Origin of the sequence: Natrinema sp. DC36 (genome assembly GCF_020405225.1) — an archaeon.
GTDB lineage: Archaea > Halobacteriota > Halobacteria > Halobacteriales > Natrialbaceae > Natrinema.
Genome location: NZ_CP084476.1, coordinates 40,957 through 56,116 on the forward strand (window position 1 = coordinate 40,957; position 15,160 = coordinate 56,116).

14 protein-coding genes are annotated in these 15,160 nt (G+C 59.5%); 4 read left to right on the plus strand and 10 right to left on the minus strand.

The features are described from left to right. Nucleotide 1: 1 nt before the first annotated feature. The 6 genes from LDH74_RS25455 to LDH74_RS25485 form a co-directional block, all read right to left on the minus strand. Nucleotides 2–1,063, minus strand: a complete 1,062-nt coding sequence (locus LDH74_RS25455) for a hypothetical protein (RefSeq protein ID WP_226043302.1) — start codon at nt 1,061–1,063, stop codon at nt 2–4. Between the two features lie 67 nt (nt 1,064–1,130). Continuing rightward, the gene (locus tag LDH74_RS25460; RefSeq protein WP_226043303.1) at nt 1,131–1,919 is read right to left on the minus strand and encodes a hypothetical protein; all 789 of its coding nucleotides are present in this window, start codon (nt 1,917–1,919) and stop codon (nt 1,131–1,133) included. Between the two features lie 9 nt (nt 1,920–1,928). Further along, nucleotides 1,929–3,476: a S8 family serine peptidase gene (locus LDH74_RS25465; RefSeq protein WP_226043304.1), complete on the minus strand. Its 1,548-nt coding sequence runs from the start codon at nt 3,474–3,476 to the stop codon at nt 1,929–1,931. Between the two features lie 102 nt (nt 3,477–3,578). Beyond that, nucleotides 3,579–4,820 carry an HNH endonuclease gene (locus LDH74_RS25470; protein ID WP_226043305.1) on the minus strand — a complete coding sequence of 414 codons (1,242 nt, stop codon included), beginning with the start codon at nt 4,818–4,820 and terminating at the stop codon, nt 3,579–3,581. A 2-nt stretch (nt 4,821–4,822) separates the two neighbouring features. After that, entirely contained in the window at nt 4,823–7,177 is a 2,355-nt protein-coding gene (locus LDH74_RS25475) for a hypothetical protein (protein WP_226043421.1), read from the minus strand. Between the two features lie 973 nt (nt 7,178–8,150). Beyond that, nucleotides 8,151–8,747, minus strand: a complete 597-nt coding sequence (locus LDH74_RS25485; protein ID WP_226043306.1) for a hypothetical protein — start codon at nt 8,745–8,747, stop codon at nt 8,151–8,153. A gap of 318 nt (nt 8,748–9,065) precedes the next feature. Between LDH74_RS25485 and LDH74_RS25490 the strand changes: the two genes are divergently transcribed. Next, nucleotides 9,066–9,269, plus strand: a complete 204-nt coding sequence (locus LDH74_RS25490; protein WP_226043307.1) for a hypothetical protein — start codon at nt 9,066–9,068, stop codon at nt 9,267–9,269. 80 nt (nt 9,270–9,349) lie between these two features. Here the strand turns inward: LDH74_RS25490 and LDH74_RS25495 are convergent, their stop codons facing one another. From LDH74_RS25495 to LDH74_RS25510, 4 genes are all read right to left on the minus strand, one after another. Then, nucleotides 9,350–9,655 (minus strand): hypothetical protein, encoded by a 306-nt coding sequence (locus LDH74_RS25495; protein WP_226043308.1) that lies wholly within the window; start codon nt 9,653–9,655, stop codon nt 9,350–9,352. Continuing rightward, a complete protein-coding gene (locus LDH74_RS25500; protein ID WP_226043309.1) occupies nt 9,652–10,146 on the minus strand; it encodes a hypothetical protein in 495 nt (164 codons plus the stop codon). Before LDH74_RS25500 ends, LDH74_RS25495 begins: the two co-directional genes overlap by 4 nt. Before the next feature lie 311 nt (nt 10,147–10,457). Then, on the minus strand, nt 10,458–11,000 hold the full coding sequence (locus LDH74_RS25505) for a hypothetical protein (protein WP_226043310.1): 543 nt from the start codon (nt 10,998–11,000) through the stop codon (nt 10,458–10,460). After that, nucleotides 11,000–11,794, minus strand: a complete 795-nt coding sequence (locus LDH74_RS25510) for a hypothetical protein (RefSeq protein WP_226043311.1) — start codon at nt 11,792–11,794, stop codon at nt 11,000–11,002. Before LDH74_RS25510 ends, LDH74_RS25505 begins: the two co-directional genes overlap by 1 nt. A 324-nt stretch (nt 11,795–12,118) precedes the next feature. Between LDH74_RS25510 and LDH74_RS25515 the strand changes: the two genes are divergently transcribed. The 3 genes from LDH74_RS25515 (at nt 12,119) to LDH74_RS25525 (ending at nt 14,747) form a co-directional block, all read left to right on the plus strand. Continuing rightward, nucleotides 12,119–12,667 carry a type IV pilin N-terminal domain-containing protein gene (locus LDH74_RS25515; RefSeq protein WP_226043312.1) on the plus strand — a complete coding sequence of 183 codons (549 nt, stop codon included), beginning with the start codon at nt 12,119–12,121 and terminating at the stop codon, nt 12,665–12,667. Nucleotides 12,668–12,719: 52 nt separating this feature from the next. Next, nucleotides 12,720–13,085, plus strand: a complete 366-nt coding sequence (locus tag LDH74_RS25520; protein ID WP_226043313.1) for a hypothetical protein — start codon at nt 12,720–12,722, stop codon at nt 13,083–13,085. A gap of 624 nt (nt 13,086–13,709) precedes the next feature. Continuing rightward, nucleotides 13,710–14,747: an AAA family ATPase gene (locus tag LDH74_RS25525; RefSeq protein WP_226043314.1), complete on the plus strand. Its 1,038-nt coding sequence runs from the start codon at nt 13,710–13,712 to the stop codon at nt 14,745–14,747. Nucleotides 14,748–15,160 lie beyond the last annotated feature (413 nt).

Here is a 15,160-nt window from a genome sequence, read left to right on the forward strand (position 1 = left end):
CTCATAGTCTCTCAATCGAATCGGTCATACTCGCTATCCTGCCCGCCCGCAGCCGTAACTCCACGATCGTCCCGTCGGGCGGGTCCGTCCCACAGACGTACTCAAGCGCATCGTCCTCGCTCACACGGTAGTACCCCAACTCGCGCCCCCAGCGTTCCTCGTCGTGGGGGATCGACTCGCCGCCGACCGTCACGATGGATTCCTCGCCTTCGTCGCGTCGGACGGTCTCGACGAACGCCGGGTGGTCGTCGATCATCACCGCGTCGCCCTCTTCCATGTCGGTCGGGGCTTTCGGCAGCTCGAGCGTGGCTTTGATCTCGTCGCCCGATGCGAGGATGCCCTTCGCCCACGCCATGAGGGCTTTGACCTGCCCGACGCCGCCCTCGGCGTAGACCTTGACGCGTTTTGGGCTGTCTTCGAGCACGACCGTCTCCCCGTTGGAGTCGTCGGTCGGCGTCCACTCGTGGCGCTGTGCGCCGTCGACGGCCAGCGTGAGTTCGGTGCCCGCCGGGAGTGCGTTATCCACGATATCGAGGACGCTCACATGCACAGGGCCGTCTGCGCGGGCGAGGTCGAACTCCGCAAATTTGATTTGCTCGGGCTCTTGGGCGCTGGCGGTGGCGGCCGTCCCACCGAGTGCCAGTGCGCCCGCGAGGACACCGATCGTCTGGCGGCGGGTGACTTGGACGTCGTCGCTGGTCGCGGCCGTGCCGCCGATCGCGAGGCCGAGGAGTCCCGTGGTGGTTTCGTTTCCGTCGTCGTCGCCCCACGAAAGGAGCGAGTCGTCCCCGCTCTGTGTGGGTGCAAAGCGGAGATTCTCGACCGCCGCGACCGTGTGCTCGTCTTCGGCGGTCTCGGTATCGGTGTCCTCATCGGTCTCGGCGTCAGTTTCCGCCGGTGTCGAGATTTGCAGTGGCCCGAAGGCCACGCCGCGTGGGGTTGTGGTGATTCGCTCGAGGCCCGCGATTCGCGGCGTGTCTCCGGTCAGGGAGATGACGCCGCCCTGCGGAGTGAGGAAGCAGGACGATTCGCCGCCGTCTATTGTTGGGTAAGTTCGTGGCATGGGTTTCTGAGAAGGTCAGTCGGTCTGCGAGTCGATCGGTCGTCGGGTGGGGGTTCTGGGGGTGGCATTAGGAGTCCTCCACGCGGAGTGTGTCGCTCTCGTCGGCCCCGCGCAAGCCGAGTGGGATCCAGATGTTTCGGGCCGCCCACGCGTCCCACGTCCCGTCTTTCCACCATGTGTCTCTGGAATCAATCAGGGAGAACGGGTCCTCTACTGCCGTTTTCGAGGTCTTCTTGAACACGTCGTTTTTGTACCACGAGTCTCGCTTATCCAACCACGATCCGAACTCCGCGCCGGAGATCGTATCCGGTAAGACGCCGTCGCGACTCGCGCCGCGTCCGTTCCGAAAGTGGTGCCACGGATCGACGACCCGGAGTTTCGGATGCGTCGGTCCGTCACCGTGTTGGGTCCGTAACTCGAGGTCCGATTCGGGCAAGTCGAGTACGAAATGATGGTAGCCCGATTGAAGCGTTCTGACTACTTCGCCCGTCGATTTGTCCACCGCGCACACGTAGGGCTCATGGTCTGAAAAGTGCGCATCGGGGCCTGAGAGGAACGGGATCAGGCTCGTCAGGCCGCTTTGCTGTGTTGGGTACTTGAACCAATAGTAGTACGCGCGCAGGTCCGGATACTCACTCGAGTCGGCGTACCAGCCGTAGCACCCGACTAAGAGTTGTCGGGCCTCTCGGGAAGCGATGATCGACGGCTGGTATTTCCGAAGCTCGTCGAGATCGTCACCGACGTTCTCTAAGTGGTCCGGGCGCGACGGGGGTTCGGCGGCCGTCGCGGTGCCGACCGCGAGCGTGCCGAGCGCCCCGGCTGCGGCGGCTCGTCGGATGAATTGTCGTCGGTGCATGGGCCTGGATTAGAACGAATTAACGAGTTGCGTGTAACGACTCCCGGATAAGTAGTCGTAGGCCGCGCCCCTCGCCGCCGCCTCGTCGGTTTCGGCGTCTTCTTGATCCTCGTCGGGTTCAGTGCCCGAAAGTAAGTTCGCGGCCGACGGCATCCCCGCGCCGACCTCCTCGTGGGCGGCTTTCGGGATGGGTTCGGCCGTCCGAGTTAGTTCCTCGCGCGCGCTTTCGAGGTCCGAGATTCGACCGTCGGCGACCCCAAGGCCAGCGACGCCAGCCGCGACCGGCCCGGCCATGCTCGTCCCCGTGAGTACGTCGCCCGACGCGCTCTCGAGCTTGCACCCCGGCGCGGCCACGTCGGGCATTGCCCCGGCCGTCTCGCCCCCGGAGTTGTCCGTGAGCCCGTTGTGCGGGCCGATGTTCGAGTAGTACGCGCTTAGTGCGTCTTCGGGTGGGGCGACCGTCGTCGATCCGACGGCGATCGTGTGCTCGCTCGAGGCCGGCGTGGCGACCCATCGGGACGCCTGCCTGTCGTTCCCCGCGGCCACGATCGGGATCACGCCCTGTTCGGCCGAGTAGGCGAGCGCGTTGTCGATCGCCGTGCTGAACTGTGGGCTTCCGAGCGAGAGATTGATGATATCTACGCCCTGGTCCGCCGCGTATCGGATTCCGGCGGCGATATCCGAGAGTGAGCCGCTGCCCTCGTCGTTCAAGACCTTCGCGCCGAGTACGGATGCGGCGGGGAGGAATCCCTCGAGCGAGGCGTCCGACGGCGTTCGGGCCGCAAGGCAGGCGGCGCACCAATCCCCGTGACCGTTGCCGTCCGCCACGGCGTCGGTGCCGGTCGGATCGTTGCTCTCGACGAAGTTCTTCGATTCCGCGAGTAGCCGCGTGTTCCCCTCCGAATCATCCAGATAGGCAGCATCGGTCACGCCCGTATCGCCGACTGCGACCGTCACGGTCGACGTATCGGGGAGTGTCACGTCGACGCTGGTTGCGGCGGTCGCCTCTCGAGCCGCGAGCATGGCGTCTTGCTCCATATCCGAATCGAAGGCCACGCCGTCGGCCTCGGGGACGCCCTCGCTGAACGTCGAGAGGAGCACCGATTCGAGTGCGCCCGGCGATGTCCATTCGCTCGAGGTGCCCGGCGTGAGTGGGTCGGCGAGACTGACCGTTCGGTTGAGTTCGATCGACTCAATGTAGGAGAGTGACTGTAGCCCCTCGCCGAGCCACCGTTCGCGGTTTCGGACGCCGATATCGCCGGGTGGGGCGATGAGCGTCGCCATGCCGCTCGCAGTGTGCTCGCGTGCGTCGATCGACTCGCGGTCGTCACCGGAGGATACCCAATCAGCCAGCGCTGCGAGGTTATCTTCGCGTTCAGTCTCGTCCGAGCCGCTCACAGAGACGATCCAACTCGGACGGTCGTCGGAGTGAATCACCGCGTCATCGGGTGGCGACCAGCCCGTGATTCCTGGCGTGGTCGTCGGGGACAGCGAAGCCAGTGTAACCGATCCGGCACCGATACTATACAGGAACTGTCGTCGGGAGTGTCGTGTCATGGTAGGTACCTCCGTGATACCGCGGGTTTCGGTTGCTTACAGTGCCAGCTAACGGTGGATGTGTCTCGATGGATCATGGCTGAATGAGGAATGGTGAGTTGCTTAGTCGGACGCGGCGAGCTGTGGCCGAAGCGGGATGCCCTCCCATTTGGAATGGTGGCACTTCCGGCAGAGCGTTACGAGGTTGTCGAGTGCGTTCGCTTTCTCGTAGCCCTCATGTTCGCGGAAGGGAACGATGTGATGGACATGTAGCCGCTCGCCCCATCGTTCCAAGTGCTCTAGTTGTGTCAGTCCACATCCTTGGCAGGCGAAATCGTCGTTTTCGCGCGCCTTTCGCCGTTGTTTTTCCCAATTTGGCCCGTAATAGTCATTCCATCCACCCTGCCAATTCGGAGCGTTTTCACCTTTCCAATTTTCGCGTTTCCATTGGCGGTTGCACTCGATGCTACAGTAGAAACGATCGTGCTTCTTGGCCTCGGATGGTATTTTGTCGATATCACACCCGCAGTAAGCACACTCGACAGTTACTTTCGGTTTCCAGTTGGGGTGTTTCTCCCCTGTTTGATCTGAAAGGTGATCCGAGTAGCACTCCATGTCGCAGAAGTTCTCACCCTCCGGATTGTACTCGTAAGGTCTCAGTTGTAATTCCTTGTCGCACTGACCGCACTCCGTCTCAATTCGTGCGTAATTCGGATGGTCAGAGCCAGTTGGTGCAAATTCTTGCTGCCACTCGTCGTGGCACTCTTTGCCGCAAAACGGCTGCATGCCCGCTTCTAAAAACGACTGCATTTTGGCGACTTGTTCGCCACAATTCGAACATGGGACTTCGGCCCTTGAGTAAGAGGGGTGAGATTCTCCCGAAACGTTTTCCGACTGCCATTGGCCTTTGCAGTCGCCGTCGCAAAAGAACTCGTCACAACGATTTACTCGGTGACGCGTCCGGGCCAATTCCGCCCCACAATTACTACACTCGACAGTGACATCGCCGCCCTTCCAACAGGGATGGTTTTCACCCGCCCGAATGTCCGTTTTGTTCAAGAACTCTGTTTGGCAGTCTTGTGTGCAAAACAGGTTCTCTTTCCCTTCGACCTCGGACTGTATTCGGGAGAACTCTGTTCCACAATTATCGCACTCGACCTCAATGCTCGGCTTGTGGTTGGGTTCGAACCCTGCTTCCTGAAGTGCTGCCGAATACGAGTCGAATCGCCTCAACAGCGTAGAGGTGTGGAATTTTGCGTGAGAGTTGATGTCCTTGGTCCGTGGCGTTCTGTCGATTTCATCGGCTACTCGCTCGATTTCCTCCAGAAGTTCCGCCTTGGAATATTTGTGGGATTGGCCCGGCATTGTTATCCCCAGAACCTCCAAATCATACGCATATATTGACTGTCGCGCCGCTTTAAGATTCCGACACCCAACAGTAAAAGTGCGGTTCCACTTCCAGCGATCGACAGTGGTGACGGGATCTCAATCCCGCCGATGGTCCGGGCGATCCGATGCGTGATTCGGGCTGTCCAGCCGGGCGAAGATATGACCTCCATCTCGAGCGATCCGTCTTCGCGCGTGTACGTGTAGAGAATCTGTTTTTCCCCGTCAGCGGCCGTCTGGACCTCTCCGAATCGAGTCGACCCGTCGTGGGTGACCGGGTCGCCGCCGAGGCCCGCCGCGCTACGCCAATACAAGGCCGAATCTGACATGCCCTCCAGATGTAATTCGATCGGGACGTGTGCGTTCACGCGCTCTTCCGAATTGCCGTGGAGCACGTTCACCTCGAAGCTGTGCTCGTCGCCCGACATGGCGTTCGCGGGCTTGAGCACGAGTGACCCTGGCCCGTCCGAGTCGTCCGCTATCACGTCGATCTTCAAGCGACCGTTACTCGAATCGATGCGCGCGCTTGCGAGTTCCTCGCCGGTCACGGCGTAGGTGCCGAGCGTGCTTTCACTCGCGCGCACGGTCGCCGGATCGCTTCGGGACTGTTCGTGTGCGCGCACGCGTTCGGAGACCACGAATCGGTCGCCCTGGTCGTTCTCGAAGGTGAGCCTGACCGAATGCACGCCCTGTCCGTCGGTTTTGAACGACGCTCGGTCGCGTTCGGTGTCGACCGTCGCATTGATCGACTCGCCGTCGTCGTTCCACGCTTCCGCCGAGACGAGCTGGCCGTAGCCCGTATCGGGTTTCGCTTCGACGCCGACGTAGACGTTCTCGCTCGGTCCGGGTGCGAGCGTCGAGAAGTCCACCGCGTTGACCGTCGGGATCGAACCCCCGAAGGCCGGGTTCGTGGCGCTGATTCGGTCGTCCAGCACGCCCTCGTCCGATCCGCCGCCGATGAGTCCGCCGTCGCCGCTCGAGGCGGCTTGCACGCGGATATCGAACGCCGCCGGGTCGGTCTCGCCGATCGGCAGGTCCGAAATGACGAGTTGCTGGCCGCCCCCACCGAAGATTCCAGTCGATTCGACCGAGTAGTATTCTTCGGGGATCGGCTCGACAGTGCCGTCAGACCAGTGGATTTCCGGGGCCACCGTGTCGGGATCGACGCTATTCGGGAGCGGGTACTCGAGGTTCAACCCGCCGTCGTCGATGTTAATCGGATTCTCACCGAGATCGGGCGGTTCGATTTCCCCGATTCCGGCGAGCGCCACCTGCATGTGGCGGGTCTCGCGCGTGAGTTCGTCACTCGAGAGGTCTTCGGCCGCCTGGATTTCCGAGAACTCAGAACGCTCGAGGTATCGCTCTTTTGCGCCGGGGACGGCTTGAACGAGCGTGCTATGGTCGGTGTAGACCCGTCTCAGGGTCTCGTTTTCCATTTCCTCGAGGCGCTGCGTGTACTCGTTCTCGAGTTCGGAAATTGTCTCGTTGAGGCGCTGGTTCTCGAGGAACGCCATGAGGTCGGCGAACGAAGACATGTCCCCGAGTGGGACTTCCGGCGATCGGTAGACCGTTACGGTGACGCCCTCCGCGGGCGCTTCGACGGTCTTCGGTCGGGAGCTCGGCAAGTAGAACGTCCCGTTGTAGTCCTTGGATTGGAACTCACGAAGGTTCTCGAGTGACGGACTCTGGATGTCCTTCAGGAGTTGGCCGTCCGCTTTCATGGCCTTCAGGTCCGTCGTGACGGCGTTACTCGGCACGTTGACGCTGAAGTGACCGGTTTCGTTCGTTCGGACCGTCGATCGGACGACGTGATCCTGCGCGAGCAGGTCACGGATTCGGTTCGCGCGATCGGTCAGTTGGTTGGCCTCGTTTCGGAGATCCGATTCCCACGCGCTTGCGATTTCGCTAGGACTCCCGACGACGATTGGGTATTTCGCGTCGTCGCCCTCGAGATGAATTTGGTAGACGCCCGCTGGCAGTTTCGTCTCGGCGTAGGGCATCGACGATGGGTCGCCCCATCCACCGCCCGCCCGCTTGTTGACGGGGACCGTCTTAGTGTCGATTACGTCACCACCTGGGCCGAGTTGCTCGACGACGACCGGTCCCTTGTCGATGTACGTTCCAGGGAGTTGCAGTTCGTAGCCGTCGGGGAGCCGGCCCTGACTGCCGTCGGGATTCCACGGCACGAAGTTGACCGGTTCATCCGCCGGGAGTACGACCTTCGGCGGGACGAGATCGGCGTCGTCAACCCACGGCGCGGTCGCGATATCCTCGCTCGTGTACGCGAGTGGCACCTCCTCGCTTTTGCCTTCGAGGAAGCTTCCTTCGACATTCAAGTCGCGACTAAAGCTATCTGGGAGTGGATTCGTCAGTTCCTGTTGGAGTTCCTGCGCTTGGCGCTCGAGGGATTTGGCGTCGGATTTGTCGAGTGCCGGCTCGGTTATCGAGTGGGATATGAGCGTGGCGTTAGAGACTGGGTTTCCATTTTGGTCGGTGACTTGGCCGGTGATTGTGTCGGCTTCGAATCCGACATCAGGGTTTGAATGGAGTTTACTAATTTCAGACGAAGAGAGAGCATAGTTGTACGCCCGGTACTCGTCCACTGTTGCATTAACTCCTGATGCGAATTGGTGGGTCCCCGGGGTCCCCATGCTCCCCGTGTTTCCGCTTCCGTGGCCAGAATGAGAGCCGTTTATGTAAATGTCAGTAGTCGTTTCAGAATCTGTATCTCTGATCCGAACAGTTGTATGATACCATTCGCCATTATTGTAATTTCCACTGATTGCAACAGTCCTCGCTCCACCATTATATTCGTGATCAACAAGTAATTCTGAAAATTCTTTGCTATAAGAAACAGATATTCCATGTCCACCATCTATATTTGAATAAATCTGTCCATAATCAGTGGTTTTGAACCAGAATGAATACGTTTGGCTACCGCTTATGCTGTCAGCACCAAACGAACCGGCACTAGCACTCCCAAGTGAGAGAGCTGTATCAGTTATGTTTGAATCGACAAACTCGCCGTTCTGAGTGTTCAGTCCGAGGCCCTGGACCTCATCGACAGTATCGTTTTCAAAATCCCACCGGAGTTCTGGATTATCTACCGATGTGTTGTCCTCAGCAGCAACTGCCGGTTGGGACCCAAACGTTACGAATCCCGCAAACAGACTCAGTGTTAGCAGAAGGGCGACCACAACAGATGCGGTTTGATCACGCCTGATAGACGGCATGGATAAGTCTGTCAGGCGAGACCAGCTGCTACTCGCGTCGCTCGAGGAGGGTTTGCGTTTACTCATTGAGAATCAGTTACTCGCCAGTTTTCGCCATTCGCCAGGCGTCTTGCATCAACTTGGACATGATATCCACGTCGCGATCGTCACCATCGCGTTTCCGTCGATCGGCGGTTTCGCGGAGGGTATCGATGTTATTGTCCGAGAGGTTCAGCTCGTCGCTCCAGTGTCCGAGTAGTTCTTCAACCCCGGACATGAACGGGTCGTACTTCCGGTCAGGGACGAGCGGGCCGGTCAAGTTTCCGTGTTCTTCGTTCACGCGAACGCGGTGTGACATAGCTCCGTACTCGCCGTCTGCGTGCCACTCCGGCGCTTGCTTCGGGATGAACACCTCCGGGTTGGATACTTCGACCTCGCAGGGCTCGTCGTGGAGATCGTACTCGCCGGGTTCATGGAAGGCGACCGGACACAGCAGTCGTTGTGCCGTTTCTTTCCAAAAGCCAGTCATGACGTACTCACACCGCTCTTTTCGGTAGTGGAACGGTTCGGGGTCGTGGCCGGTCGTGTCCTCGGTGCCGTCTCGGTCTTTCCCCCACCATTTGTCGCGACGGAATGGCGAATCCGACATCGCTTCGCGTCGCTGTCGCTCGAGGGTGTGTTGGCTTTGACTCATGGGTGAGAATCTGAAGATACTCTCGTCCGCGTCCTACCCACGCAGATCGGTCGGCGTCGGTCGCCGTTCCGCGGACCCAGGAACTGAGGCATTTCAACCCCAGTGTGTTAGGCCACAGGAAAACCCGCCCCAGATGGGACACCGCTGCGATGAGCTTGGTTACTAGACACAATTACGCCAAACGTAAAGAAGGTACCGCTTACAACTGTTTCAGCAAGCCTAACCAATTTAGGAACAGGGTAGAGCAGGACACACAATTTTCTATAGGACCACCACGAACGACTAGAGTTTTTGACCCGGCGCTGTGAGTAGCAAGATATGGGCGACGAGCCCGTCGGCGATCGCGACGACGAGGATGTGTCCGTCACCGCGAAATTCGATAAAGTCCAGATGGACAAGCTCGAGAAAATGTTTCCCGACGCGCGAAACCACCCCGAACGGTTGCGGCGTGCGATCTGGGTACTGACGAACGCCTCGTCGATTACGATCGAACGCGACGCCGACGAAAACGAATCGGAGTAGGAGCCCCCGAAGGCCGTGGCAGGATTCGGGGCTACAGAGAGTGGCTACGCTGCGAAATAGGAAAAGGATTCGGTCGGTCGCTACTCTACTCTGTCGATCACTGACGCACCGCTCAGGATCAACTGTGAGCGCCCCGATGCGCTGACCGCACCGGCGAGTCGGCCACGGGCCAACCAGCAGGCGCGAGTGGTTTCGGGATGCAACTCGCCTTTCGAGCAGCTCGCACAGCGAGTCGTCGTGACATCGATCTCCGAACCGCTAATCAGTACCAGCACTTCGACGCGGTGGTTCGGTCGGAGGCATGCGCCACAGACATCGCAGTGGCCCACTTGCCCCGGCCCGATGGGGATTCCCGAAACCAGTGCGTCCTCGAGCGAGAGTTTCATCGATCCTCGCCGATCCGTCGTTCGTCGTCGTGAACGGCGATGCTGGCGCGGAAGTTCGCCGGTTCGCCGTCGAAGACGCCCTTCGGAATAACGGCGAGTCCGTCGGTTGGCGTGAGCGCAGCGTACTCAACGCGGCCCCACTCGCCGGCCGGCCGCTCGCCCTTGCCGTCGGGGTTCGAGTGTGGCACCGAGAGGGCCGCGGCGTCGGTTTCGACGACCGCGGCCTGATAGATCCGGTCGACGGCCTCGCCGGTCTCGGGGTCGCGGTAGAGAACGATCAGTCGGTGGCGCTCGCGAACGCCGCCGATCGCGGCGCTGTCGCGTTTGGTCTCGTATTCGTAGCAGGCCTTTTCGGCGTAAAATCGGGTGTAACCCTCGAGATCGTGCTCGTGGGTTCCGTGTCCGGCCCAATTGGCCGGGACGGGTTCGATGTGTCGGTCGGGTTGGTTGCGGGCGGTACGTTTATCGGTTCGCGTCTCAGATTGGCTCATAGCTTTCTGCGCTCCAGAAAGCGTTGGTCGCGTGCTAGAACACGCGGCCGGGATTCCTCCCGACGGATCAACGCTTTCTAGTTACTTCTCTAGCGGTACACCCCCATAAGTGTACCGGACTATTCGGATTTCTTACTATGGTCGAAGGCCACCCCGGGTATCGTTTATCTTGTCCACTTGCCAGAACACGTACTGTTTTCACGGACCCGAATAGCGCCCCCTCGAGTACGTTCGATTACAGCCCGACAGTCGCCTCGAGAACAGGTCGATAGACGGGCCTACCCCAGACTACGCGCACGAACGAACGGTCCCTACTCCCGTGTTGCCAGTCCCGCGGCCTCGAGCGCCTTGTCCCACGTCCCCCAGCGTCGGAGATACGGCGTGATCGATCGCTCGCCCCGATCGTTCATTTCGGACTGTGACGGCGGTCGTCCGAGTTCGACGGCGAGATCGCGCACGGCCTCGAGTAGTTCATCCTCGTCGATGCGCCGGCCCGGCCGCACGTCCTCGGGATTCAACCCGGCTTGCTCGCGAGCGTCGAACCATGATTCGAAGCGCCGGAAATAGGTCGCCGGATTGTACTCGCCGTGGGCTGCCACGTCGTCGGCCAACACCGGCTGGCCGTGCTCCTCTGCGAGGCGCTGCAACTCCGCGAGTAACTCCTCCTCGGAGACGTACTCGTGATTTGTCCCTAACCCGGCCGCTTTCAGTGCGTCGTTCCACGACCCCCAGCGCGTGTAGTAGGGCGTACTCGAGTGTGGTCCCTGCTCGTTCATTTCGGAACGCGTCGGTGTCTTTCGCAGCTCGTCGGCGAACGCACGCAGATCCTCGAGATAGTCCTCGTCGCTCGGCATTAGTGTTCGATTCCCAACTCAGTGACAAAGTAGTCGTCGACACTCACCGCGTCCTCGTGTACGTCGGCCTCTGCCCCCAGCGTCTGGAAAAAGGTCGCGAGGCTTCGGCGGTAGCGATCCGAGCGGTTTTCGTGATCGATTAACCACCGGTCGTTGAACTCCCAGAACTGGGCTCGGTTCTCGAGATAGATGCGCGCGAACTCGCGTTGGGCGTCCGTCGAAACGTCCATGAGGTACTGTGGGGCGATGTCTCGCGTGTCGTCGTCAGTCGGTGCCTCGAGACAAGTGAGTAGTCGCCCGAGAACCGCGCCGTCGTCGCGGACCGTCAGTTCGGTACTTCGGTGCGTGTCGTCTGAGCGATGTTCCATCGACTCGAGGTCGAGATCGGCGAGCACGGCGTCGAAGCGCTCGCGGTCGGTCTCGGAGTTGATGCGCACGTAGGGGCTGTAGGTATCGGGTTTGACCGTCCCGCGCGAACAGACCCACGCGACGAGTCGGTTGATCGGTCCGAACGTCTCGCTGTCTTCGGTGAGTGGAATCCACCCACGCGTTTCGGCGGTCTGAATTCCGCGCACTGGGTGGGGGATCGCCCCGTCGTCAATCCACGGTCGGATGCGACCGCGCGGGAGCGACAGCGCCGACGCGACACGGCCAGCGCTCGCGTTTGGATTCCGACCAGTGTACTCGAGGACGCGCTGGTAGTCTTCGACGATCTCCCACGAGTCCTCGTATGCCTGCGAATTGTAGGTGCGCGCGAGCGCGGTCGGTGTGGCGAGAACCGGTGGGCTAGACATAGGTGGTGGTTCGGCGGGTTCCGTATAACGATTGTCACCGATTCCGGCTGTTTGTGGAATCGCCAGACTGCGGTGCTTCAAGGGTGCGCTGTAGGGGTTCTGTCAGACGCTGCTTATCAATTTTGAAACCGTCCAGTGCGTTCGAATTCTTAACTATCAAGTAAGTATATACGGGTCGGGTGGCGTGGCTCTGTTAGCATCGGTAAGACGGCTCGAGAAAGCGGGGACGCAAGGATGGTTCCATTCCCCCTTGGTCCGCACCCCTCCGTTCACGGAGGATGACAAAAAGCTTTCTCACCGTTCAAACGTCGATGCGTAGAAACAATGATGGACGGAAAATCAATTCGGAAGAAGCTGATTGGATCGGACGATGAACGCGCCGTGTCACCTGTCATAGGTGTCATACTTATGGTAGCTATTACTGTTATTCTTGCAGCCGTGATTGCAGCTATGGTCATGGGTATGGGTGATGATATGGGTAATGCAGCGCCGACACTCGATGCGGATGTGAGTGCTAATTCAGATTATAATTCGGGCGATAGTAACGCTGATGAAATAGCATACATCTCGCACAAGTCCGGAGATACTATCTCAAATGGAGATATTCTCGTTAACATTCGGACACCAGATGGGAAATCGATCGCGTCATTAGGTGCTGGTGAGGAATCCAGTGACATTACGAATAGTACAACCATCAAGGTCACAACGAATAATGACTTTGATGCAGGCTCTACAATAACCATCGAAGAATCGACAATGGGGAGTAGTTCGTACTTAGACGGTTCGGACCTCGAAAACGGCAAGACGGTCAAAGTCCAGCTTGTCGATACCGAGACCGACACAACGGTTGTCGATAGCGAAATCGAACTGTAAACGCGACTGTAGCCGCCACACCTATTTTATTCGGCGCTGTGCCACTTCGATAATGAGTGTTCACTCCGCGGATCGGTATCTCGAGTACGTTCCCTCGATCTCGACGACTCTGGGTGTCTGGCTACTTGCTGTGGCCCTGTTCGGAATCGGAGACACAGCCACGACCATGTATTTCCTTAGCACGAGCGTTGCCACCGAAGGCAACCCACTCGTCGCACCCGCGCTCGAGGCCGTCGGACTCTGGATACTGATTCCGTGGAAGACCGCGGCGATCGGGCTGTTCTACGGCCTGTATCGACTCGTGCCCGACGACATGGCGATCGGCGTCCCGATCGGGCTCGCACTGCTCGGCGCTGCGCTCACGGTCTGGAATGTCTCCGGTGCGATGATCGGTCAGAATCCGCTGCCGATATTCTAAGGATTAGAAACGGCGGTGCAGAGAGGTTGATGACTAGTATGAGCCCGGCCGTGTAGCCATATTATCCCACACGTGAGATTCAGTTCAGACGAGAAGGGACTAGTCCTCTCAGTAGCTGTGACGCCCACAACACCCTGAAAATACAGATTACTATGGTACTCGAAATGTACGTTCTCTTAGAAATTAAACTATAGTAATACTTTTTGTGCCACATGGCATATCCGTCCACGTAGGCAGACGCACTTCAACACCACAGCCTACACCCAACCCGATGAAATCAGAAGATCTGGCCGCGAGGACGGCCAGGTTATTCGTCGTGCGGTTCGGCTGACGGTGCGGCGATCGCAATGGCGATGAGCACGGAACCGCCCTGTCCCCACAGGCCTGCTCCCGCCATTACGAGCGCCGATTTCACTTCAGGTGACACGTGAGATAGTCACCTCTACTGCTGTCGTTGTTTTACCACGCAGCGCAGCGTGCGTGAGGTGGTCAAAAGACCACAACACTTCCACTTCGCGGCGACGGCAAAAGGATAGCGGATCAGTCAGCTTGAGAACTTGAACTATCGGAACTTTCGGAAGCCGGGCCGCGACTACTATACCCCCGTCGCCTGAACACTCTGCCATGATTACGGATTACGCGGTTCTCATGACCGACGTCCAACCTGACCGCGAGGTGATTATGGCCCGTGACGGTGAGTTGGACCACCTCTCTGCTGTCCTCGAGCCGGTCACCCACGGCGTCGCGCCGAACGGCGCGTTCATCTACGGCCCGTCGGGGGCGGGCAAGACGTGTGCCGTCCGCTGTGTGACCTCGGAACTCCCGCGGTCGATCTACGTCAACTGTCTCTCCTCGCACGCGCGCCGGTCAGTCCTGAATCGCGTCCTCGAAGGGCTTGGCGACGGCTCGGTGCTCGAGCGCCGGTCGGTCTCGACCGATGATTTGGCGGCCCTGGTTCGCGAGGCCGTCGACGGCCCCACGGTGATCGTCCTCGACGAGGCCGACCAACTGGATGATCTGACCGTGCTCCACGAGTTGTACGCGATCGGCGAGCTGGCACTCATCCTGATTTCGAACGAGCCATGGCCCGCGTTCGACCTCGAGCGCTTCGATAAGGAATCGACGCGCCTGGACTCGCGCATCGGGACGCTCGAGAATATCGAGTTCAAGAGCTATACCGACGACGAACTGGTTTCGATTCTCGAAAAACGCGCGAGCGTCGGTGTCGAACCCGGCGTGATCGAATCCGACGAACTCGAGTATATCGCCCGGTGTTCGGAGTCCGACGCTCGCGACGCGATCGCGCTCTTGTACTACAGCGTTCGGAACACCGCCAACGGCGCGGCCGACCGTGTCACGCGCGCGGTGATCGACGATTCGAAACCCGACGCCGACGAGCACGTAGTTCGTTCCCGGCTGTCGGACCTTTCTCGAGACCAGCGGCTCACGCTCGAGGCTATGGCGTCGGTCGGGCCGGCGACGAGTGGTGCGGTGTACGAGACCTACTGTGAGCGTGCCGACGACCCGTGCCACGATCGGACGGTCCGCGGGTGGCTCCCGAAATTCAAGCGCTACGGGTTGATCGAGAAATCAGGGCCGGAACACGAGCCGATGTATGAAGTGCGGGAGACCGTGACCGACGAACTTGGGCTTGTGGTGTGAAAGGCGGTTAGGGTTGTCTACGTCGGAGGTGTTTTCTAGGGCGCTTGCGTCTGGTCCATCTAGGAAAATCTGCAAAACCGTTACCCTTTTATAATTTTACGACGTGCCCTCTAGTAGTTCCTGACGACAGGTGGCTAGGGCGGAGGAAGCCTCTGAACGTTCACTCGTTCACGCTAATCTGTCCCGGCTTTCCCATGTTCTACACTCCAGAGAGAGTTCTCTATTCAGCTTGTGGATTGGTTCGATCAAACCCCCTATTCAGGGGAACCCCATGAGGGGTGATGTGTTGTGATACCCTTGTTCTTACAGCGCTGTTAACGCTACAGCCGCGAACAAGGTAACGACCTCTCTTGTGAGCCGAACAGCCTGCGTCGCGACGCGGAGGCGTCGTTCTGCAACCTCCAACCGGTCTG